Genomic DNA, 21,120 nt, shown 5'->3' with positions numbered 1-21,120 from the left:
AGCAGAAGCCGTGCCAGCCGAAGGTGTCAGATTTTCTTCTTTGAAATCAATGGCCTGCGAATCGAGGGGGAGGGGGGTCTGCGTGAAGGGCGCGCGCGCAGCCGCATGAGGCGCGTGCATTCCACGCGGCTGCGTGAAATGCACGCCAGATCAGTCTGCGGCCAGGCCGAGCTTGATCATCTGGTGCCGGAGGGCGTGGCGGCTCAGGCCAAGCCGGCGAGCCGCCTCGGCCAGATTGCCGTGGCATGCCGCCAGGGTCTGCCCAAGCAGCGCCATCTGGAATTGCGCCGTGGCAGCGTGGTAATCCAGGCCATCCGCCAGCGCCGCGCTTGCCGCCGGCGATGCTGCGCCGGCAACCGGCGCGGCATCGGCCAAAGGCGCGGTGGTCGTCCCAGGGGTGTCGGCCCTCCCGGTCGCGCGCAAGATTCGCGCCGGCAGATGCGCCGGCAGGACGCTATCGCCTTGCTCGAGCAGGCAGATGCGTTCCAGCAGGTTTTCCAGTTCGCGCACATTGCCCGGCCAGCGATACGCGCGGAAGATCCGCTCGACTTCCGGGTCGAGCCGCTCCATCCGGCTGCCGTACTGTCGGTTGTAGCGCTGCAGCGCGCCATGCGCGAGCAGCAGGATGTCGTCGCCGCGCTCGCGCAAGGGCGGGATATTGATGGCGATGACCTGCAGCCGGTAATACAGGTCCTCGCGGAACTTGCCGGCGTTGACCTCGCTGAGCAGGATCTTGTTGGTGGCGGCGATAAAGCGCACATCCACGCTGATCGGCTTGACCGCGCCGACCCGGCGGAAACGGCGAGTATCGAGCAGCGTCAGCAGCTTGGACTGCATGACCAGATCCAGTTCGCGTACCTCGTCCAGGAACACGGTGCCGCCATTGCCGGCCTCGATCAACCCTTCCTTCTTGCCGACCGCACCCGTAAAAGCGCCGCGTTCGTGGCCGAACAGCTCGGATTCGAGCAATTGCGCCGGGATTGCCGCGCAGTTGATGTCGATGAATTCCGCTCCGGCGCGGCTCGATTGCTGGTGCAGCATGCGAGCCACCAGGCTCTTGCCGGTGCCAGTCTCGCCGTACAGCAAGACCGTGCGGGCCTGGCTGCTGGCCACGCGGGCAATGAGGTCGCGCAAGGCGACGATCGATGGATGGTTTCCGACGAGTTGCAGTGGGGCGTTCATTGCTGGCGGAAGGCGAGGCAGGACGCGCATGGGTGGCGCGGTCTGGCCCGATCATGGGGCAGGCCTTGGGTGGGCCTTGGGTGGGCCTGGGGTGGGCCTGGTTTGGCCCGCATCATAACCCGCGTCAGAGCTGGGAGCCGATCAGTGATGCCGCCCGGTCGCGCAGCTTTTCGGTCCAGGGACGGCCGGCCCATTGCTCGTACGTCATCGGATGCGATAGTTTCAAGTCTTCCTCGAAGATCCGGGTCTGTTCCGCAGCAAATCCGGCGTCGAGGATATTCAGCGTGGCCTCGTCATTGAGACGGAATGACCGGTTGTCGAAATTGGTGGAACCGACCGACACCAGCAGGCCATCAACGATCAGCACCTTGCAGTGGTACATCGTAGGCGCGTATTCGGCGATCACGGCGCCAGCCTTCAGCAGATTGCCCCAGCGCCGGCGCGAACTCGTTGCCGATATCGCCGGACCAATAGATGTACGACTCGAAATTGATCGTTTGCTTCGCGCAGCGGATCGCGCCCAGCATCGCCGGAAAGATCTCGTCGCCATTCCTGAGCACGCGAAAGCGGTTGCCATCGACAACAGGAGGCCCGAGCAATACGCCCAGTTCGCGGACAAATTGCGGATCGGCCAGGCTGTAGAGCCGGTCGAGACGGCGCTCGATACGCTTTTCGCCGCCAATCAGGTTGTACGCAACAATGCCGCCGAGGGCGGCCACTAGAATGACGGCAAGCAATGCGAGCATTCGGCCCTTTCTACGCGCTCCTGGAAGGACGTGGCGGTAAATCACGCAAGCACCATGATGTCTGGTCCAGGAATTGCACCGTCAAGCCGGCGACTATCACAGCATAGTTCCCTGGATTGGCAGTATCAAAGCCAGGCCCGTGCGAAGCTCGCGGCATTTGATCGATCAAGACAACGGGGAAAAGATTGACATGGGCATCCACATCCGCAATGAGCAGGTCGCCGACGTCGACGCCATCGCACGGCTGACGGAAGCCGCGTTCCGCGGCGAGCCGCACTCAAGCCATACCGAGCACTTCGTTGTCAATGCACTGCGCCGCGATGGGCAACTGATTGTGTCGCTCGTGGCAGCGGACGGCGACGCGATCGTCGGCCATGTTGCCATCTCGCCGGTGACGATTTCGTCCGGAGCAACGGGATGGTATGGCCTGGGACCGATCTCCGTGTGGCCTGAACGGCAAGGGCAAGGTATTGGCACGAAACTGATGAAGGCGGCCCTGGCTGAACTGCAGCGCCTTGGCGGCGCAGGCTGCGTGGTGCTCGGCAACCCTGAGTACTACGGCCGCTTTGGATTCAGGGCGCATGCCGGCCTGGTGCTGCCTGGCGTTCCACAAGAATACTTTCAGGCCGTAGCCTTCGGCGGGGAAATGCCGGCCGGCGACGTGCGCTACCACCAGGCGTTCGAAGCCACGGAGTAACGGAGGCAAGCGGCACCCAGTGGGCGGCATGATCCGGCTGGCTCAAAGCCGTACAGGTTACCCGGACCAACTCGGACATTTGAATTTGGCTATAAACGGACATTAGAATCTGGCGCCAACACCTACTGTCCAGGCAAAGTTGAAATGTCCGGGCGCCAGCAAAGCTGAAATGTCCGTTTTTCCGGTGTCATTTCAGCTTTGTTTGTTCTGTTTTTAGGGTTCCGGTCGGGCGGTGGTGCTGGCCTGACACGATTGAGTCCAACTCAGGGTGAAGCTGTCATGCCAGCAGGGCGGAGTGAATTCTCAGGCGCAAACAGAAATCAGTTCTCGGTTCCGTTAAGCGGCCACGGTTGCCGCTGTAAGCGTTTTAGCGCTTCCAACATATCGTTCTGATCCAGCGAGCGCTGCGACTTCTTGCCTGGTGGTCGTCCACGCTTGCGAACAACGCCTTCCGTGGCAGGCAAAGAGAGCGATCGCGTGTTGTCGCGTTTCTCCTGGACATATTGCGCCATCTGCAGCACAGCTCCGAGCCGCTTGTTATCGACGATGGCGCCTTGATCGATTTCTGACAGTCGGTCATAGATGGTGTAGGGCAGGGCAGCGCCATTCGCCCTTGGCTCAATCCTACCGTCCGGATAGTGATAGACGTCGATATAGCGCCCAGCAAGCTTCCGATGCTCTGGCGTATCGGCCAGCAGGTAGAGCATCTTGTCGTACTGAATCGTCAGGCTCTTGGACACACACCGCGGCTCGCGCCAGGTAAAGACTAGGTCCAGGTTTTCATCCGATCGCAGTGGTCGATGGGCATCATGGCTGTTGCGCGGTACCTTGGCAAAGCGCGCGTTGTAATCCGCAATGAATTCCGACATGAAGGCGTTGGCGGCCTCCATGGTGCTGATGCCGCGCAGGCGCAGTTCCTTGACCAGGCGATCCTGCAACGTCAGGTGGGTCCGTTCGACGCGGCCCTTGGCTTGGCTGCTGTTGGCGCAAATGCCCTCAATGTTCAACTCGAACAAGGCCCGGGAAAACTGGGTGTGGCCGTCGCCGCTGGTTGCCCCTTGTTTGTTGGGGTCGCTTCAGAAAACGGAAAATATTGCACGCTAAGACCAAGCAGGGGCGCGGCCGCTGTAGTGCTCAGTTGGACTGGCGCGGAGGTAATCCCGACACGCGGCAGATCACAACATGGCCGTTGCCGACCCAACAGAGCCATTCGACGAAGGGCCGAGTCGTGCCGATAAGCGGCGTTCTGACGCAGAATGCGAGGACCGCTGCGGGCCCTTCATGCGCTGTTTCATGGCGTTTCAGTTCAGAGCTGCATTGCCTCGGTATGCCCACGCAGACTGGCTGATGGGCGGCAACCTCGCCGTTGCAAAAGGCCCACTACTACGAGATGGCAAGACAATCTCTGCTGGAAGGGTTGTGTCACGCTCGAAGCCGGCAGTTTGGGGGTCCGTCGAAGCCCGGCTGGCCTTCTCAAGGCCGGATCCCTTTTCATGGCTCTGGACAGGTCGGTACCAGGATCGTCAACTCGCTGGTGAGCCGGGCAGTCGCTCCCAATGATGTGCTTGCCGCTGGTCGGCACGCCGATTTCGCGCTGGCGATGTCTCAGCGCTGCATACGCATCTGGTCGTCATGGCCGCTGCCATACGACATCAGGCCTTTGCCGTCAGTCTATCCACGCCACGCCGACTTGCTTTCGATTCCATCCTTTTCTTTGCCCATCGCAATCAACCCTCTGCCACAGTCCGTCGAGCTTTGCTGGATTTCGACAATATCGCGACAACCGACTCACGGGCCTGATTGGCTACAGAATCCCCGGCGGAGGTCACCGGCGCTGGAAGCCTCGCGCTATTCGCGGGCCTACACTACACTGAAAGCCGCTATCGCGAACTGCTTCTGGCAGGACATGTAAACGCCTCGCTCAACTCGCATGTCCATGGCGATGCCGGTAAGTCCGCGCCGCGAGATAACAGGCATTTAACACGATAAAATTTGGGGATCTCCTTGTCATCCTCCAACAAGCTAACGACCTGGACAATTTTGGCTCCGCTGGCCGGTTGGATTATCCTGATCGCGGGAATGCTCTCTGCTCAGGAATGGCTGCAGTGGTTGGCCGCGCTTGCCCTGGCCGGCTCCGTATTCGCGGCAGTTCACCACGCAGAGATGGTTGCCCACAAGGTGGGCGAGCCGTTCGGCACGCTGGTGCTTGCCGTATCGATTACCGTCATCGAGGTAGCGTTGATCGTTTCAATGATGGTGTCGGCCGGACCTGAGAAGGCCGCACTGGCACGCGACACGGTATTCGCCGCGGTCATGCTGGTGTGCAATGGCATTGTGGGCCTGTGCCTGTTCATGGGCGCGCTGCGACATCGCGAGCAGGTCTTCCAGGCACCGGGCGCAAACGTTGCCCTGGCGGTGCTGACAGCACTTGCCGTGCTGACCATGGTGCTTCCGAATTACACCACCGCCACTCCGGGACCCGAGTTTTCCCGCTCGCAACTGGCATTCGCCGGCGTGAGCTCACTGGTCTTGTACTGCAGCTTCATTTTCGTGCAGACAATACGTCACAGGGATTACTTCCTGATCGAGGGCAGTTCGGATGAAAGCGAGCACGCGCCGCCGCCGACTTCGGCTGTTGCACTGATCAGTGCCCTGATGCTGGTTGTTTGCCTCGTGGCAGTGGTGGGACTGGCCAAGCAGTTGTCGCCAGCCGTGGAGGCTGGGGTGGAACTGATGGGTGCGCCGGAGGCTACGGTCGGCATCGTGATCGCTGCGCTGGTGCTCTTGCCGGAAGGGTTGGCTGCCTTGCGCTCGGCCATGGCCAATCGTCTGCAGACCAGCCTGAATCTGGCGCTGGGCTCGGTTCTGGCCTGCATTGGTCTCACCATACCCAGTGTCGCGGCAGTATCGGCTGCAATCGATCGCCCGCTGGCACTCGGGCTTGAGCCGAAGGAAACCGTGCTGCTGGCACTGACGATAGTGGTCAGCACGCTCACTCTGGGCATGGGTCGGACCAATATCCTTCAAGGTATTGTGCACATGATCGTGCTGGCAGCTTATCTTTTTCTGGCCTTCGCACCCTAAGGCATGTCCGTGGCCTGGCAAAACGCGTGATTGGACGATTCAGGAAGACGCGCGGGCTACGCCTTTGGCGGCGGCGGGAATGCCCATATCCAATATCCTCCCGCGCGAATGCGGCATGGTACTTAGTTGCCCGGTACTTTGCGTGAGAGCCAACGACCGTCGCTTTGCTTGCAGAACCAGCCGGTCCAGTTCCCGCTCTTTTGGGCGCGCTGCAACCGGACGTTCAGTTGGCGGCAGGACTGTCCCTGATCGGTCGTTGATTTAAGGGGCGTAAGTTTCCCCTTGATCTCCTTGCGCGAGCCGGTTGCAGGGTAGTTCCATGGGACGGCCGTGCGGTCTGCCCCGTCATCCAGTACCTTGTTGACGGCCTGCAGGAGTTCGTCCTTCTCGGTCTTGTTCATGCTTCCGATCACGGTTCCACTCAGGGGATGGTCAAAGTAGGCATCCACGGATGTGGCCATACCGCCCAGGGTTGCGCACAGAGCAAGCGCTGCCAGCAAATTTCTCGTGGCCATATCTAAATCCTTTGCCAACAGTCCTGTGAACGCATAGGGAGTTGCCCAACGGGGAACACGACTCGGTCGAAATTTTTCGCGCCGATTCGGAGTGCCCCTGCCGCCGTGGATTTGACGAGTCACTGCATCCTTATGTGAGTTCCCATCAGCGATCCGAAAACGTTTGGGTAGGGCTTTGCCAATGTCAGCATAGGCCATGTAATCCCGAAAGTACTGCGCTCTGCGCTTGTCAACCAAATGGAACACACTCGAATGTGTGGAATGGATCGGTGTGCGGTGTGGGATCCACCGCAAAGTGCCTCGTTGCGTACAACGCTCGCGGAACGCCTCACGATGTGGCTTAGGGTCTCGACCTGTTGAGATCGGAGTTGAGGATAGGAGCGCGTGCGGATCAAGGCGCTGGGCCGGGAAGTCCGGGGGCCTGTGCGACCCGTCGCCTTAAACTCTCCAGTTCCTCCCACAAGGCACATGCCAGCCGGTTTTGTTCAAGTGCAATGGCGCCCAATACGTCGGGATCGGCAGGAAGATCCGAGGCGGACAAGGCGACAGGCATGCCGACAGAGTGTTCGCCTGTCGCAGTGCCCTGCACCGCGGATGACGGCTCGGTGCCCGTATTACCGGAAACCATCAAGTGGCGGCTTTTGCTGCGCCACCGGGACACACTGCATCCGAACCGGCGCCCGAACCAGCGTGAGAAAGCGCTCAAGGATGAGAACCCCGCCAACGTCGCGACTTCCGACACGGGCCGATTGGTACTGGACAGGTATCCCTTGATCATTTCCTCCCGAACGTCGTCGACTATCGACAGATAGCTTTCGCCGTGTTGCGCGAGGCGGCTGGATACGGTCCTGCGAGAGACGCCCAGATGCTGCGCTACGCGATCCAGGGAGCAGGTGCCGGAAGGAAGCAGCGTGATGACGAGCTTTCGTACCTGCTCGGACATGGACGCATTGGACTGCGCCAGCAGCGTATCGAGGTGCCGGCGTACCTGCTGTGCCATTACCGGGTCGTAAGCCGGGATCGCGACCTCCAGATCGGACGCCCGGCAAACCAGGCCATCGAAATCCTGCTTGAACAGAACCGAGGCGCCGAACACCCTCTCGTACATGGCAACGCTTGAGGGAGCCGCATGCGTAAAGCAGATGGCTCTTGGCCGCCAGGTGGCACCAAGAATGGTTGTCAGCGTCCGATGCAGCACCCCCAGCACCAACTGCATCGCCTGTCGCACGGTGCCGGCAAAGCCATCCAGTACATCCTCCCGGATGAGAACGATGCCCTCGCTCTCCTCGATCCGCATGTGAAGCGCTTCGTTCTGCAACCGGAGATAACGGGCGACGGAGTCGAGTGCCTTGCGCAGCGTGGGCTGCTCCTGCATCACAAAGGCGAGGGGCCCAAGGTTGGACAGCTCGCGGCTCTGCGCCATGCGCAGGCCGAAGTCCGCGATTCCCGCAGCCTCGGCCGATTCCTCCAGCAGGCGCGCCACCGCCTCGGCCGGAATCATGACATCCGAGGCCAGTGCGGACGGATCGATCCTGTTGTCCCTGAGGAAGCGGTACGGATCAATACCGACGGACCTCGCCACCTTCAGGTAGTCGGTCAGGGCAGTGCTGCGAACGAGGTAAGCCATTTTTGCGTTTCTCCCACGTTGCCCGATATGTAAATAAAAACGCCCGGTATGTCAAATCAACCCATCGGCGGTCTCCGATACTTGGACCCAAGGCGCCATGACGCGGCGCCAGTTCAAAACTGTCAGGAGGCAAACGATGAGCGACAAGGCCGTGGCTACCCCCATTTGCGACCAATTGCGCAAGACGGGCAACTGGAACGCGGCATGGGATCCGATCGCGGAAGTGGATCCCGTCTGGACCGAAAAATTCATGGCCATGGGCGCACACACGATGACGTCGGGCGTACTGGAGCCAAAGGTGCTCGAGTTCCTCGCTATCGCGGTGGACGCGTCATGCACCCACATGTACGCGCCGGGCACGCGCCGCCACATCCGCAAGGCGCTTGAGCTCGGGGCCACGCGGGAAGAGATCGCCGCCGTTCTGCAGGCCGTCAGTGTGCTGGGCATTCACTCCAGCAGCCTGGGCGCGCCGATTCTCCTGGAAGAGCTGGCCGCCATGGCGCAACAAAAGCCCGAAGCCGAGCGCGCCGCTGCCTGATCAACCTTTCTCCCAATCACTCATTCAAGGTACTTGACCATGCAATTCCTAGACGACTCCCTGTTGCCCGAGAACCAGGAAAAACTCGTAATCCAGGTGGCGCCGTACGGTCCGCAATGGATCCCCGGCGACTCGGACGATATCCCGGTCACGATGGACGAGCAGGTCCAGAAGGCTGTGGACTGCTACAACGCCGGCGCCACCGTGCTGCACGTCCATGTGCGCGAGGTGGACGGCAAGGGCAGCAAGCGGCTGTCGAAATTCAATGAATTGCTCGCTCTCCTGCGCGAGGCCGTTCCCAAGATGGTATTGCAGGTCGGTGGTTCGATTTCATTCGCACCCGAAGATGAGGGCCAAGCCGCCAAGTGGCTGAATGACGACACGCGTCATATGTTGGCTGAACTGGACCCCCGTCCAGACCAGGTGACGGTGGCAATCAATACCAGCCAGATGAATGTGATGGAGTTGATGACCGAAGCGGACATCGCCGGCACCTCGCTCCTGAATCCCGCGCTGCAGGCGGCCTATCGCGACATGATCTCGCCGTCCAACCCCTCATGGCATGTCGAGCACCTCAAGCGGCTGGTCGAAAACGGCATTCAACCGCAGTTCATGCTAGGCAACGTGACGCAACTGGAAACACTCGAGCGCCTGATCCGCAAGGGCCTCTACACCGGACCACTGAATCTGAACTACGTGGCGATCGGTGGCGGTGCGGCCGGGTTGCATCCGGCCGACATGCTCGAGTTCGCGCGTCGTACCCCGGATAGCGCTGTCCTCACCATCGAAACCCTGAACCGCAATGTGGTGCCGATGAACACGATGGCAATCGCGCTTGGCCTGCATGTGCGTGTCGGCATCGAAGACACGCTGTTCGGCCCTGACGGCAAGCGCGCGACCTCGGTCCAGCAGATCGAGCAAATGGTACGCATTGCCCGCGAACTGAACCGCGACATTGCTACCGGAGAGGATGCGCGCCGCATCTACCAAATCGGTACCCAGTGGAAATCCGCGGAAGAGACGCTGAACGCCTTGGGCATGGTCCCCAACCGTGCGCCGGCGCAGCGCGGTGTGCCCTTGCGCAAGGCGGCCTGACACGTGTGTCCCCGGACGGCGCGCGGCAGCGTCCCGCATGCCGTCCGCCTGTGACGACAGTTCCTAGAAGTGGAGACATCCAATGCTGTGGAAGAAAAGCCCTTCAGCCGTTCTGGCGACCCTGTTGACCATCCACCTGCTTGCGCACATCGATCGCAACATGTTGCTGGGATTCTCGCCCCAGATCATCAAGGACCTGGCGATCAACAACGCGCAATATGGCTTCCTGGTCGGCGCGGTGTGGGTGCTGAGCTTCGGTGGCATGGCGATGATCATGGGAACGCTTGCGGATCGCTTCAGCCGTACGCGGATCATCGCGGCCGGCGTGCTGATCTGGAGCGGCTGCACCTGGGCTTCCGGGCATGCACAGAGCTTCGAGCAAATGGCCATTGCACGCTTCTTCGTTGCTAGCGGCGAAGCGGCGCTCGTGCCAGCCGCGGTGAGCCTGCTTGCCGAGCTTTTCCCGGAGAAGCGGCGTGGCACGGCGATGGGCCTGTTCTTCATGGGCATTCCTCTCGGTATCGGTTGCAGCTTCCTGCTGGCCGGCACGCTTGGTGCCACCCACGGCTGGCGCGACACCTTTTACATTCTGGGCATGATTGGCGTCGCCATCGCCGTACCGCTGGCATGGCTCAAGGAAGATCGCGGCCAGGTCGCGCCTCAGGAACGTGGGGCCCCCGCCATGCAACAGGTCCGGGCCGTCCTCCAGCTGATCTGGGAGCACCGTGCACTTCGCTTCACCATCGTTGGCTTCGTGCTGACTCACGTCGCGTTCGCCAGCCTCTCCTTCATGCAACTGTGGTTGGTGAATGAGCGCGGCATGGACGCCAACGGCATCGCCACCCGCATCGGTGCGCTGCAACTGGTATTCGGCACACTCGGCGCGGTGGCGGGTGGCGTGCTCAGTGACCGCGTGGCGCACAGGTTCCGTGGCGGACACGCAAGCTTTATCGCGCTGCTAGTCGTCGTCAGCGCGCCGTTCGTTATCGCCTGTCGTCTCGCCCCAGCAGGCTCCGCCCTGTTCTATATCGGCATGTGCGTTGCGTTCTTCCTGCCGCTGGCAATTTATGGGCCGGCCAATGCGGCCATCGCAAGCATGACTCCGCAGAATATGCGTTCGACGATCTCCGGCTTCACGATGCTGTGCATCAATGTCTTCGCGCTTGCGACTGGCACCGTGGTCGTTGGTGCTGCAACAGACTACCTCATCGCCAACGGCGTGACGGTGCCGCTGACACGGGTGCTGCTGACCACTGACGCGCTGGCCATCTCTTCGGCACTGTTCTTCGCACTGGCTGCGCGCGTGTCGTGCAAGCAGCCGGCTGTCAACTTGCCATTCCTGCAAACGACGAAGTAAGGAATCATGATGCAACACCAAAGACAACCTCTTGCAGGCCGTGTGGCCCTGGTTACCGGCGCCGGTCGGGGGATGGGCGGCGCTATCGCGCTTGACCTCGCCACGGCAGGCGCCCACCTCGTGATCTGTGATATCGACTTGCCTGCACTCGAGCAGACGCACGCGGCAGTGGAAGCTGCCGGTGCGCAATGTCTGTCGCTGCGCTGCGACGTGTCATCGCCTGTGGAGGTCGACAGCATGTTCGGCGCCATCGTCGAGCGATTCGGCACATTGCACATCCTGGTGAATAACGCTGCGCTGGTGCCCAACCGGCCGGTTGACACCGAGCGTCGCAACAAGCACTACGCCTATATCACTTCGCCGGTGCCGCGCCAGTCGCTGGGATTCACAAGCACCATGAGCGACGAGGAATGGCATCGCTACTGGGATGTCAATGTGCACGGCCTGTTCTATTGCACTCGCGCAGCGCTCAGACTGATGGAGGCGCAGCGTGACGGCAAGATCATCAACATTGCTTCGATCGCCGGCCTCTCGGCGATGAGCGCGCATAGCCCGCATTACGGTGCCACCAAAGGCGCTGTCATCGCCTTCACCAAGTCGGTCGCCGCCGAAGTGGCCGGCGCCAATATATTTGTCAATGCCATGGCGCCAGGTGGTGTGGCAACTCCGGACTTCACGGAGTATTTCGAACGAGCTGGTGAGGAGAAGCGCAACCAGTTCTGGCAGATGGTCCCCGCCGGACGCCTTGGCACGATGCAGGAATACGCATCGACGGTGACCTATCTGGCCGGCGACCATTACCTGGTAGGCCAGGTGGTCAGCCCTAATGGTGGCGTCGTGATCTGACGAAGCGCACCAGATGCCGGAGCCGGTGGCAAGAGAATGCCACCGGCGTGCCTCCAATATCCACGCATACAGGTTTGTTGAGCTATGAACGGTTTGATGATGCACAAGCAGATGTTGATTTCCTCACTGATCGTCCACGCCGATCGTCACCACGGCGATACGGAGATCGTGTCGCGGCGGGTGGAGGGCGATCTGCACCGCTATACCTTCCGCGACTGTCACCGTCGTGCGCGCCAGTTGGCCAATGCTCTCGCCAACCTCGACGTCAAGCCTTCCGACCGAGTGGGCACGCTGGCATGGAACGGCTATCGACATATGGAGTTGTACTACGGTGTTTCTGGCATGGGCGCGGTGATGCACACCATCAACCCTCGCTTGCACGAGGACCAGGTCGTATACATTGCCGATCACGCCGAAGACAAATACATCTTCTTCGATCTGACCTTCCTGCCGCTGGTCCAGGCAATCGCCGCGCGCTGCACGACGGTCAAGGCCTTTGTGGCCATGACGGACCGGGCGCACATGCCGGAGGATTGCGGCATTGCGAACCTGCTGTGCTATGAGGATCTGCTCGAGGATAGCTCGCCGGACTACGAATGGCCGAACCTGGACGAGGATAGTGCCAGCACCCTTTGCTACACGTCGGGAACAACCGGCAACCCGAAAGGCGTTCTGTACAGTCATCGCTCGACACTTCTGCATACTTTTGCAGCGGCGCTTCCCGATGCGCTGAATTGCTCGTCGCGCGACACGATTCTGCCCGTGGTGCCGATGTTCCATGTGAATGCCTGGGGCATACCGTATATCGCTTGCATGGTGGGCGCCAAATTGGTGTTTCCTGGTCCTGCTCTGGACGGTAAATCCCTTTACGAATTGTTTGAGGCTGAACAAGTCACCCTCTCCGCCGGAGTTCCGACGGTCTGGCAAGGCCTGCTAGGCTACGTCGAGCAGAATGGACTTGCGTTCTCGAACATGAAGCGCACCGTGATTGGAGGTGCGGCTTGCTCGCCAAGCATGCTGCGCACGTTCCAGGAGGACCACGGCGTTCAAGTGCTGCATGCATGGGGGATGACGGAGCTGAGCCCGCTTGGTACGGTTGGCACGTTGAAGTCCAGGCACTCGACAATGTCCGCCATCGACCGCCATGCAGTGCAATGCAAGCAGGGGCGTGCCGTGTTTGGTGTAGACATGAAGATCGTTGACCAGGACGGGGCGGAACTGCCATGGAACGGCCAGACCTCAGGCGAGCTGCTGGTGCGCGGCCCGTGGGTGGTACGAAACTACTTTAGAAGTGAAGACGGGAACCCGCTGAGGATCGACGGCGGAGCGCATGGCTGGTTCCCGACGGGAGATGTCGCCACCATCGATGCAGATGGATTCATGCAGATCACCGACAGAAGCAAGGACGTAATCAAGTCGGGAGGTGAATGGATCGGTTCCATTGAACTCGAAAACATCGCAATGGCGCATCCAGCGGTGTCGCAAGCGGCGTGCATTGGCGCGAAGCATGCCAAGTGGGATGAGCGTCCCTTGCTCATCGTTGTTCGAAAGCCGGAGGCGGATTTGACGGGTGAGCAGATGCGTATGTTCTACGAGGGCAAGGTTGCAAAGTGGTGGATCCCGGACGACGTGGTCTTCGTCGATGCCGTCCCTTTGGGCGCGACTGGAAAGATCCTGAAAAACCGCCTGCGAGAGCAGTTCGGTGATCACTTGTTAGGCGGCGCTCATTGATCCAGCGATACAACTCCATGCTGATTTCCGAGTCGGGCTGCCACCTCGATGACCGGGTGCCCGCGCTCAATCACCCGACGCGCTGCTCGAAGTTTGCTATCAATCGCAAGATTGAACAGAGCCAAATCGCGGATGCTTGCTGCCACCTGCAGCCTCGTTCGAATAGCCCAGATTTCAGCAAGCCTTCAATGGTGGTTTTTGTCCGGTCAGCTTGCCTTTGTTCCAATGCACGCGGGAGGACAGGGAGCTCATTACGGGTTTCCATGACGATCTCCGTCCGGTTGGAGGAAGATCCAGCGTGCGCCTTTGCCAGCGGGCGGTGACCGACCCACATGCGACAGTCGTCCTTCCGCAAAGCGGTCATTCATTCGACGCTGGGTCCCCTACGAACAAACAGGCGTGTGCTTAGCTACGCCGGTTCGCCGAAGCGCAGGAGATTGCCATCCAGATCGCGGATCGTGAACTCGCGCCGCCCCCAGGGCTGCACGGCAAGCGCCTCGGTGATCGGTACGTTCTTGCGCTGGTACTCGTCATAAAGTACGTCCAATCGCGGCGCGACGGTGATGTATAGCGCGCCGGAAGGCGCAGCCGACGCCAGGACTCGCTGCGTCAGTTGCAGCCTCAGCCCTTGAGTGGACCACTCGCCCCGGAACAATCCAGCATGCGAAACTGGGTCGCCAAACACGTAGTCCACCGTAAAGCCTAATTGCTCGCGGTAGAACTGCACGGCGGTGCCGACATCAGCCACGCCCAGTATCGGCTCAACCCCATAAAACACCGGCCAGCTGTCCATGGGCAAAGTCGCTCGATCGTCCGACTGCGTATCGCTTCTTGACCACTGCACACGCGTGACGCCATACACCGCCGTTTCTCGCGATTGTCCCTCTCGCGGGTAGATCTGGCGAAAGGCGCCGCGTCGAGCGAACCCAAGCGATTCCGCCATCCTCTGGGACGCCGTGTTCGCCTCATGAATCCAAAGCTCGACACGGTCGAGATTCAATTGCTGAAAGCCGAAGTCCAATGCCACCCGAGCGGCCTCTGCCGCGTATCCCTGCGACCGATGGCGGGAATGGATCGCATAACCGAAACCCGGGATTGTGCCAAAGCCGAGAAAACCCAAGAACCCTATCGTCTCCTGCTTCGCGGCGGTGCGCACGGACCACCAACGGGCGCGAGGCGGACGCAACATGGCCTCAATGGCCGACCTGGTATCTTCCAGCGTCTGGTGCCGGCACGTGTGCCAATACGGCATCGCGTCGGGATCATGGAACAGGTCGAACAATGCCGGCGCATCGTCCGGACACAACGCATGCAACTGCAGTCTTTCGGTTCGCAGGAACTCCGGCAGCGTCGTCATTCAGCGACATCCCGTAATCGTCCAGACAATCGGCTCGGACGCATGCGGTCGGCGATCGGTAATGTCCGCGCGGATCGCCGTGGCAGCCCCGAGATCGGCGGCCGTGAATACAAGTGGTATCTTCACCCGCTGTACCCAGGGCGCTGCGGCGGAGGCAGTACGCTTCCAGCTCAGATACACAAAACGCGACGCGGGCTTGCCGTGTACGAAGGGTCCGGCGAAATCGATGCTACCGACCCCCTTGTCGCGCACCTGAATCACACACTCGAATTCGAAGGAGCCGTCGCGCTTGCGTGTGCCGGCATGCACATTCTGGTCTTTGTCCTGAATACCGACGTTTGCCGGCTCCTCGATCGGCGGTAGAGTCTTGCATGTCAGGGTTACCAGGATGTCGCGGGGAAATTCGCTCATTCTTATCCTTGTGTCGAAGGAATGCAGGTCGAATTATTGACGATTTGAAGGGCCCCGTGGACCGACCGGTAGTGCCAGAACCGGCCGGAACGGACTCTGGCTTATTAGGACCCCCGATCTGGCGAATCTAACATCCGATTTCTACGCAAACCGTACCGGAAGTTCCTTCGGCTAGCTGTGCTCCGGGAGTGGGCGCAGCGGCCGGAAGCTCCCTTCCTGTAGTTTGTTGCTCTGGCGCCACACATAGTCGCCGGTCAGGTTGATGTGTTCCCATCCGAGCGGCAACAGATAAGAAAACATGGCCGGATCGATTGACATGCCGCGGCCCATCAATGCCTGCACAGCGCGTTCGAGATAGACGGTGTTCCACAGCACAATTGCCGCCGTGACCAGGTTCAACCCGCTGGCGCGATAGCGTTGCTGCTCGAAGCTGCGGTCGCGAATTTCGCCGAGACGGTAGAAGAAGACGGATCGCGCAAGAGCGTTGCGGGCCTCGCCCTTGTTGAGGCCCGCATGGGTGCGACGGCGCAATTGCAGATCTTGCAACCAGTCTAGAGTGAACAATGTCCGTTCGATGCGGCCGACCTCGCGAAGCGCGACCGCCAGGCCATTCTGTCGCGGGTAGCTGCCGAGCTTTCGTAGCATCAATGAGGCGGTAACGGTGCCCTGCCGGATCGACGTGGCCAGGCGCAGGATTTCATCCCAGTGTGACCGGATCAGTCTTTCCTTGTACGCGCTGCCGATCATCGGTGCCAAGGTTGGATAGTCGTCCGGGGTGCCAGGGATGTACAGTTTCGTGTCCGCGAGATCGCGAATCCGAGGCGCAAACCGGAACCCGAGTAGATTCATCAGGGCGAAGACATGGTCCGTAAAGCCATTTGTATCCGTGTAGTGCTCCTGGATTCGCAGATCCGACTCATGGTACAGCAGGCCATCGAGCACGTAGGTCGAGTCACGGATGCCGACGTTGACCAGCTTCGAGTGATATGGCGCGTACTGATCCGAGATGTGCGTGTAGATCATCCGGCCGGGATCAGAGCCGTACTTTGGATTGACGTGGCCAGTGCTTTCGGCTCGGCCGCCGGCCTTGAAGCGCTGGCCGTCCGATGACGACGTGGTGCCGTCGCCCCAATGGGCGGCGAACCCATGGGCGGACTGCGCATTGACCAGATCGGCAAGGCCTTGAGAGTAGGTTTCGTCCCGAATATGCCATGCCTGCAGCCACGACAGCTTGGCGTAGGTTGTGCCCGGGCAGGATTCCGCCATCTTGGTCAACCCGAGATTGATGGCATCGGCAAGAACTGTCGTGAGCAACAGCGTCTTGTCGGCGGCCGGCTCGCCCGTCTTCAGGTGCGTGAAATGGCGGGTGAATCCGGTCCATGCATCGACTTCCATCAGCAGTTCCGTGATCTTGACGCGGGGCAGCATGAGCGCGGTCTGGTCGATCAATGTCTGCGCCTCCATTGGAACGGCGGCGTCGAGCGGCGAGATCTTCAGGCCGGACTGGGTAATGATCGCGTCCGGCAGCTTGTTCGCGGTCGCTAGCCGGTTAACGGTGGCCAGTTTCAGTTCCAGCAATCGACGTCGCTCACTCAAGTAGCGGTCGCAATCGGTGGCGACCGGCAGCGGCAGCAGGCGGCTCTGTTGGAGCGCGAGGAATTTTTCGGCGGGCAGCAGGTACTCGTCGAAATCCTTGAATTGCCGCGAGCCCTGGACCCAGATGTCGCCGGAACGCAGGCGATTCCTGAGCTCCGACAGCGCGCACAGCTCGTAGTACCGACGGTCGATGCCGTTCTTGGCTCGCACCAGCGGCTCCCAGCGCTTCTTGATAAAGGAGGTGGGCGCATCGGCCGGGACTTTGCGTGCATCGTTGACATTCATCTGTCGGATGGTGTCGATGGCGGCCAGCACGTCCTTGGCCGCCGGCGCGGCGCGCAGCTTCAGGACCTCGAGAAATTCGGGCACATAGCGCCGTAGCGTCGAAAAATGGTCGCCGATCAGATGGAGGAAGTCGAACGCCTCCGGCTGGGCGAGCTGTTCGGCCTCGGTAACACTCTTGGTGAAAACATGCCAGGACATCACCGTTTCGATCGCCTCGAATGGGTCGCCGCCGCGCTCCTTCGCCTCCAGCAGGGCCCGCCCGATTTTCGAGTACTGCCGGATCTTGTCATTGATCGACTTGCCGGACAGATGAAACTCCTCCCGGTGCTTTTTCTTCGCCAGGTTGAACAGACGCCCCAAGATGCGGTCGTGCAGATCGACGATTTCGTCGGTGACGGTTGCGCAGGCCTCGACCACGATTGCGGTCAGCGTCGCGTGCCGGCGCTGCGCTTCGAACTTGGCGAGATCATGGGGCGTCATCTGACCGCCCTCGCGGGCGAGCTTGAGCAGCCGGTTTTGATGAACCAGCCGTTCGATGCCATCTGGCAAGCCGACAGCCCGCAACATCTTCAGGCGATTGATGTGCTGCAACATCTGGCGGGAGCTGGCCTTGCCCGGTGGCAGCCGCAGCCAGGCCAGCCAGGTCAGGCGCCCGTCCGGCCGGCGCTGCAGAAGATGATCCAGCTGGCGCCGCTGGTATTCCGTCAGCGGCTCGGTCAGTATCTGGTAGATGCGGCGGGTGGCGCGCGTGATGGCCTCCGCGCAAATGCGTTCGAGCACGTTCATGCCCGGCAGAAGCAGGGACTGCTGCCGCAGGTAATCGATCAATGCCGTGGCCAGGATGATGCCCTTGTCGGTTTGCTGCGCCAGCTCCGACAGCGATTGGACTGCGGCGCGATAGTCTGTCATCGTGAACGGGCGCATCCGGAGCACCGCCTGCAGCTCCGCCTGGTGTTCCCTCCGGGTCTGATCACGCCGCCCGTAGTCCGCCCAATGCGTCGGCGCAATGCGCAGTTGCTGCGCGACCATCGCCAGCAATGGCGGAGGAGGCTCCTCGCCAGCGGCCAACATGATGCCGGGATAGCGCATGTAGCAAAGCTGGACGGCGAACCCCAGTCGGTTGGCGGCACCACGACGCTGACGGACCAGCGCGAGATCCGACTCGTTGAACGTGTAATGACGGATCAGTTCGTCCTGGCTGTCGGGGAAAGCGAGCAGGCTTTCCCGCTCGGTGGTGGAAAGTACGGTACGGCGTGGCATGCCAAGGCTTTCGATCCACCCGAATCAGCGCTCTTGGTCGGTGCTGCGCCGGCTTCCGGGGGCTAGGTTTCGGGAAAAAATGCGCAGTTTAAAGCGTTCTATTCAGATAATCCTTCTTATCACAACAACTCTGTTTCTGTCGTAAACTGGCAACCATGAAATCACGCCAGACACCGCCCCCCGCACTCGGCATCCCGGAGTCCCACGACTTCCCCGATGAGGCTTCGCTCGCCGCACTGCGCGGCTGGTATGCGGGCCTGTCTTCCCGCGCGGCGGTGGAGCGCTATCTGCCCCACGCGAAGGCCCCCGGCCAGTCGGCGCGCGGCATCCTCGGCCGAATCCGCCGGCAACTGATCGCCTTCGCCCAGCACCGCCAGCGCGCCGACCTGGCCGAGTTGCTGCGGCATCCGGTCAACGAACGGCTGCCGCACGCGAGTGCTGTTGGCCACGCCATCAATGTTCTGCGCGCCCTCCCAGCGCCGCAGCCACAGGTTACTGACGACATCGAACTTTGGCTGGCGCCGCGGGCCGTGCGCACGCTGCGGGCTCATGGCATCCGGACGCTGGCGGACCTGACCGTGCGCGTGCCGCGCCGGCGCCGCTGGTGGAGTGCGATCCCGGGACTTGGGCAAGCGAGCGCGCGGCACATCGAGGCGTTCTTCCACACCCATCCGCAGTTGACGGAACGGGCGCGCGCCCTGATTGCCGCCACGCCGCCGGGCGCCGTGGTGCCGTGGGAGCGACTGCGCCTGCCGCACGAGGTGGACGGCTCGCGGGGGAGTTTCCGGGCACCGCAGCAGGCCTGCACGCTCGACGCCGCCAATGACTACGAAGCGGTGCGGGCCTGGCTCTCACTGCACGAAGCGCCAACCACGCAGCGCGCCTACCGGAAGGAAGCGGAGCGCCTGATGCTGTGGGCAATTGTCGAGCGCAGTCGGGCGCTGTCATCGCTCACGACTGAGGACGCCATCGCCTATCGCAGCTTTCTGCGGCGGCCGACCCCGCGCGAGCGGTGGGTCGGACCTCCGCGAGCGCGCAGCGCGCCCGACTGGCGCCCCTTCGCACGGGGGCTGTCCGCACGCTCGACGGCCTACGCGCTCTCGGTGCTGGGCGCCCTGTTTCGCTGGCTGATCGAACAGCGCTACGTCCTGGGCAATCCTTTTGCCGGCATCAAGGTGCGCGGCCGCACGCGAGTCGCGGCACTCGATACCTCGCGCGGCTTTATCGAAGGCGAATGGTTGCTGGTGCGCACCATTGCCGATGGCCTGGAATGGTCATACGGCTGGGACGCGCCCGCAGCGCAACGCTTGCGATTCATCCTCGATTTCGCCTACGCGACCGGTCTGCGGGCCAGTGAACTGATTGGCGCGACGCTTGGCGATATCCACACGGACGAGCACCACGGCTGCTGGCTCCACCTGGTCGGCAAGGGCAGTCGGCCGGGGAAAGTGGCGCTACCTCCGCTTGCGCGCACGGCGCTCGATCAGCACCTTGTGCAGCGCGGCCTGCCGGTAACGCCAGCCCGTTGGGATTCCAAGATGCCCCTGATCGCCAGCCTGGAGCAGGACAGCGCAATCAGCATCACCGGCACCCGCCTGTGGACGGTAATGCGGCGCTTCTTTGGTCAGGCTGCGGACATCATCGCCGGCGATCACCCTGCAGTCGCGGAAAAGCTGCGCCGGGCCAGTCCCCACTGGATGCGGCACACGCACGCGACCCATGCCCTGGCCCGCGGCGCGGAGCTGACCACCGTGCGCGATAATCTTCGCCACGCGTCGGTGGCCACCACCTCGATCTACCTGCAAAGCGATGAGGTCAAGCGAGCACGCCAGATGGATCAGGCCTTTGCCGCACGGTAGCCAGCCTCTGGCCGGGTTTCCAAAAGCTTAGCGTGCAATTTTGTCCGTTTTCTGAAGCGACCCCTTGTTGACCCGAAACACGCTTGCCTTGTCGCTGTAGAACGCCACCGGCTTGCCGTGGCGCTCCAGGTAGGCGCGCGTTGCGGCGAAGTATGTGAAGGTGGCCTCCGAATGGGTAAAGTGCAACTCCATGATCCGGCTGGTGGCGTCGTCGACATAGACCAGCAGCGTGCAGGCCGGCGCGCGATCCTCGAACCAGCGGTGATCGCAGCCGTCGATCTGGATCAGTTCACCGAGGCACGCGCGGCGGTTGCGTGGCTGGTAGACCTTTGGTGGCCGCTGTTTGCGTGGCACCCACAGGCCGGCCACCATCATCAGCCGGCGAATCGTTTCCTTAGACAGCGTCAGCCCATGACGCTCGCGCAGCTTCTCGGCGGCCAGGGTCGGGCCAAAGTCGGCGTAATGCTCGCGGATCAGGCCCAGCGCCGCGGCCTCGCGATCGGCCGATAGGCGGTTGTTGGCGGGCCGGCCGCGCTTGCGGGGGAGACCAGCCCCGACGGTCCTTCCTGCCGATAGCGTTCCAGCAATCGCCGGAACTGCCGGTCGGTGATCTCCAATCGTTCGGCCGCCACGCCGGGCCGCAATTGGCCATCCATCACGGCCTGGACCGTCTTGAGCCTGTCTAATTCCTGCATGCTGACTGTAATGACCTCGGATTTAGCCATCCTCTGGCGTCTCCATCGTGTTCGACCGGGCAGGCTGAATACCACGAATAGAGCACTCAGGCGGACATTTCTGCTTTGCTAAAACCGGACATTGCCGCTTTGCCGCTACAGCTACATTTCGCACAGTTGGTATGTCGGGGTTTTTGTTGCGAGGGGCGTTTTCACTGCCCCATATTGATGTATAGCGGGTTTCCAGCGAAGTTATCCAC

At 61.5% G+C, this 21,120-nt stretch carries 14 protein-coding genes and 4 pseudogenes; 8 read left to right on the top strand and 10 right to left on the bottom strand.

The genetic code is table 11. From position 1 onward, the window contains the following. Positions 1-150: 150 nt before the first annotated feature. Both ACIP1U_RS24520 and ACIP1U_RS24515 read right to left on the bottom strand, forming a co-directional pair. A complete protein-coding gene (locus ACIP1U_RS24520) occupies positions 151-1,182 on the bottom strand; it encodes a sigma-54 interaction domain-containing protein (RefSeq protein WP_400320516.1) in 1,032 nt (343 codons plus the stop codon). A gap of 124 nt (positions 1,183-1,306) precedes the next feature. Beyond that, positions 1,307-1,928, bottom strand: a pseudogene (locus ACIP1U_RS24515) (phospholipase D-like domain-containing protein). 190 nt (positions 1,929-2,118) lie between these two features. Here ACIP1U_RS24515 and ACIP1U_RS24510 point away from each other — a divergent pair. Beyond that, positions 2,119-2,625 carry a GNAT family N-acetyltransferase gene (locus tag ACIP1U_RS24510; RefSeq protein WP_400320720.1) on the top strand — a complete coding sequence of 169 codons (507 nt, stop codon included), beginning with the start codon at positions 2,119-2,121 and terminating at the stop codon, positions 2,623-2,625. Between the two features lie 320 nt (positions 2,626-2,945). Here the strand turns inward: ACIP1U_RS24510 and ACIP1U_RS24505 are convergent. Then, a pseudogene (locus ACIP1U_RS24505) lies at positions 2,946-3,692 on the bottom strand (ISNCY family transposase); the annotation flags it as partial. A gap of 937 nt (positions 3,693-4,629) precedes the next feature. Here ACIP1U_RS24505 and ACIP1U_RS24500 point away from each other — a divergent pair. Continuing rightward, positions 4,630-5,709 (top strand): calcium:proton antiporter, encoded by a 1,080-nt coding sequence (locus ACIP1U_RS24500; RefSeq protein WP_400320513.1) that lies wholly within the window; start codon positions 4,630-4,632, stop codon positions 5,707-5,709. A 122-nt stretch (positions 5,710-5,831) separates the two neighbouring features. On the opposite strand, the gene ACIP1U_RS24495 is transcribed toward ACIP1U_RS24500, so the two are convergent. Further along, positions 5,832-6,224, bottom strand: coding sequence for an RT0821/Lpp0805 family surface protein (locus ACIP1U_RS24495; protein ID WP_209764873.1), 393 nt, complete (start codon positions 6,222-6,224; stop codon positions 5,832-5,834). A gap of 391 nt (positions 6,225-6,615) precedes the next feature. Next, positions 6,616-7,851 carry an AraC family transcriptional regulator gene (locus ACIP1U_RS24490; RefSeq protein WP_209764875.1) on the bottom strand — a complete coding sequence of 412 codons (1,236 nt, stop codon included), beginning with the start codon at positions 7,849-7,851 and terminating at the stop codon, positions 6,616-6,618. 136 nt (positions 7,852-7,987) lie between these two features. Between ACIP1U_RS24490 and ACIP1U_RS24485 the strand changes: the two genes are divergently transcribed. The 5 genes from ACIP1U_RS24485 to ACIP1U_RS24465 all read left to right on the top strand — a co-directional run bounded on the left by ACIP1U_RS24485 (position 7,988) and on the right by ACIP1U_RS24465 (position 13,418). Beyond that, positions 7,988-8,389, top strand: coding sequence for a carboxymuconolactone decarboxylase family protein (locus ACIP1U_RS24485; protein ID WP_209764877.1), 402 nt, complete (start codon positions 7,988-7,990; stop codon positions 8,387-8,389). A 39-nt stretch (positions 8,390-8,428) separates the two neighbouring features. Next, entirely contained in the window at positions 8,429-9,484 is a 1,056-nt protein-coding gene (locus tag ACIP1U_RS24480; RefSeq protein ID WP_400320509.1) for a 3-keto-5-aminohexanoate cleavage protein, read from the top strand. An 82-nt stretch (positions 9,485-9,566) separates the two neighbouring features. Further along, entirely contained in the window at positions 9,567-10,841 is a 1,275-nt protein-coding gene (locus ACIP1U_RS24475) for an MFS transporter (RefSeq protein WP_400320506.1), read from the top strand. A 6-nt stretch (positions 10,842-10,847) separates the two neighbouring features. Next, complete coding sequence (locus ACIP1U_RS24470; RefSeq protein WP_240987955.1) at positions 10,848-11,687, top strand: SDR family NAD(P)-dependent oxidoreductase; 840 nt, start codon at positions 10,848-10,850, stop codon at positions 11,685-11,687. Between the two features lie 84 nt (positions 11,688-11,771). Further along, the gene (locus tag ACIP1U_RS24465) at positions 11,772-13,418 is read left to right on the top strand and encodes a 3-(methylthio)propionyl-CoA ligase (RefSeq protein WP_400320503.1); all 1,647 of its coding nucleotides are present in this window, start codon (positions 11,772-11,774) and stop codon (positions 13,416-13,418) included. Positions 13,419-13,501: 83 nt separating this feature from the next. Here ACIP1U_RS24465 and ACIP1U_RS24460 read toward each other — a convergent pair. The 4 genes and pseudogenes from ACIP1U_RS24460 to ACIP1U_RS24445 all read right to left on the bottom strand — a co-directional run. After that, positions 13,502-13,670 (bottom strand): annotated as a pseudogene (locus tag ACIP1U_RS24460) (integrase); the annotation flags it as partial. A 157-nt stretch (positions 13,671-13,827) separates the two neighbouring features. Continuing rightward, positions 13,828-14,775: a GNAT family N-acetyltransferase gene (locus tag ACIP1U_RS24455; RefSeq protein ID WP_209764891.1), complete on the bottom strand. Its 948-nt coding sequence runs from the start codon at positions 14,773-14,775 to the stop codon at positions 13,828-13,830. Further along, the gene (locus ACIP1U_RS24450; RefSeq protein ID WP_209764893.1) at positions 14,776-15,186 is read right to left on the bottom strand and encodes a DUF5990 family protein; all 411 of its coding nucleotides are present in this window, start codon (positions 15,184-15,186) and stop codon (positions 14,776-14,778) included. 171 nt (positions 15,187-15,357) lie between these two features. Beyond that, the gene (locus ACIP1U_RS24445; protein ID WP_400320499.1) at positions 15,358-18,327 is read right to left on the bottom strand and encodes a Tn3 family transposase; all 2,970 of its coding nucleotides are present in this window, start codon (positions 18,325-18,327) and stop codon (positions 15,358-15,360) included. 155 nt (positions 18,328-18,482) lie between these two features. Between ACIP1U_RS24445 and ACIP1U_RS24440 the strand changes: the two genes are divergently transcribed. Further along, on the top strand, positions 18,483-20,186 hold the full coding sequence (locus ACIP1U_RS24440; RefSeq protein ID WP_400320496.1) for a phage integrase family protein: 1,704 nt from the start codon (positions 18,483-18,485) through the stop codon (positions 20,184-20,186). 66 nt (positions 20,187-20,252) lie between these two features. Here the strand turns inward: ACIP1U_RS24440 and ACIP1U_RS24435 are convergent. Next, positions 20,253-20,911: pseudogene (locus ACIP1U_RS24435) on the bottom strand (ISNCY family transposase); the annotation flags it as partial. Positions 20,912-21,120: the final 209 nt, after the last annotated feature.

It is taken from the genome of Cupriavidus sp. NPDC089707 (assembly GCF_044748965.1).
In the GTDB taxonomy this organism is placed as follows: domain Bacteria; phylum Pseudomonadota; class Gammaproteobacteria; order Burkholderiales; family Burkholderiaceae; genus Cupriavidus.
Note: the sequence above shows the minus strand (reverse complement) of the source record. Positions and strands in the feature narration are given on the sequence as shown.

Coding starts and splice junctions, on each gene's coding strand:
- ACIP1U_RS24520 (WP_400320516.1), bottom strand. CDS start 1,182: ATGAACGCCCCACTGCAACTCGTCGGAAACCATCCATCGATCGTCGCC.
- ACIP1U_RS24510 (WP_400320720.1), top strand. CDS start 2,119: ATGGGCATCCACATCCGCAATGAGCAGGTCGCCGACGTCGACGCCATC.
- ACIP1U_RS24495 (WP_209764873.1), bottom strand. CDS start 6,224: ATGGCCACGAGAAATTTGCTGGCAGCGCTTGCTCTGTGCGCAACCCTG.
- ACIP1U_RS24490 (WP_209764875.1), bottom strand. CDS start 7,851: ATGGCTTACCTCGTTCGCAGCACTGCCCTGACCGACTACCTGAAGGTG.
- ACIP1U_RS24485 (WP_209764877.1), top strand. CDS start 7,988: ATGAGCGACAAGGCCGTGGCTACCCCCATTTGCGACCAATTGCGCAAG.
- ACIP1U_RS24480 (WP_400320509.1), top strand. CDS start 8,429: ATGCAATTCCTAGACGACTCCCTGTTGCCCGAGAACCAGGAAAAACTC.
- ACIP1U_RS24475 (WP_400320506.1), top strand. CDS start 9,567: ATGCTGTGGAAGAAAAGCCCTTCAGCCGTTCTGGCGACCCTGTTGACC.
- ACIP1U_RS24470 (WP_240987955.1), top strand. CDS start 10,848: ATGATGCAACACCAAAGACAACCTCTTGCAGGCCGTGTGGCCCTGGTT.
- ACIP1U_RS24465 (WP_400320503.1), top strand. CDS start 11,772: ATGAACGGTTTGATGATGCACAAGCAGATGTTGATTTCCTCACTGATC.
- ACIP1U_RS24455 (WP_209764891.1), bottom strand. CDS start 14,775: ATGACGACGCTGCCGGAGTTCCTGCGAACCGAAAGACTGCAGTTGCAT.
- ACIP1U_RS24450 (WP_209764893.1), bottom strand. CDS start 15,186: ATGAGCGAATTTCCCCGCGACATCCTGGTAACCCTGACATGCAAGACT.
- ACIP1U_RS24445 (WP_400320499.1), bottom strand. CDS start 18,327: ATGCCACGCCGTACCGTACTTTCCACCACCGAGCGGGAAAGCCTGCTC.
- ACIP1U_RS24440 (WP_400320496.1), top strand. CDS start 18,483: ATGAAATCACGCCAGACACCGCCCCCCGCACTCGGCATCCCGGAGTCC.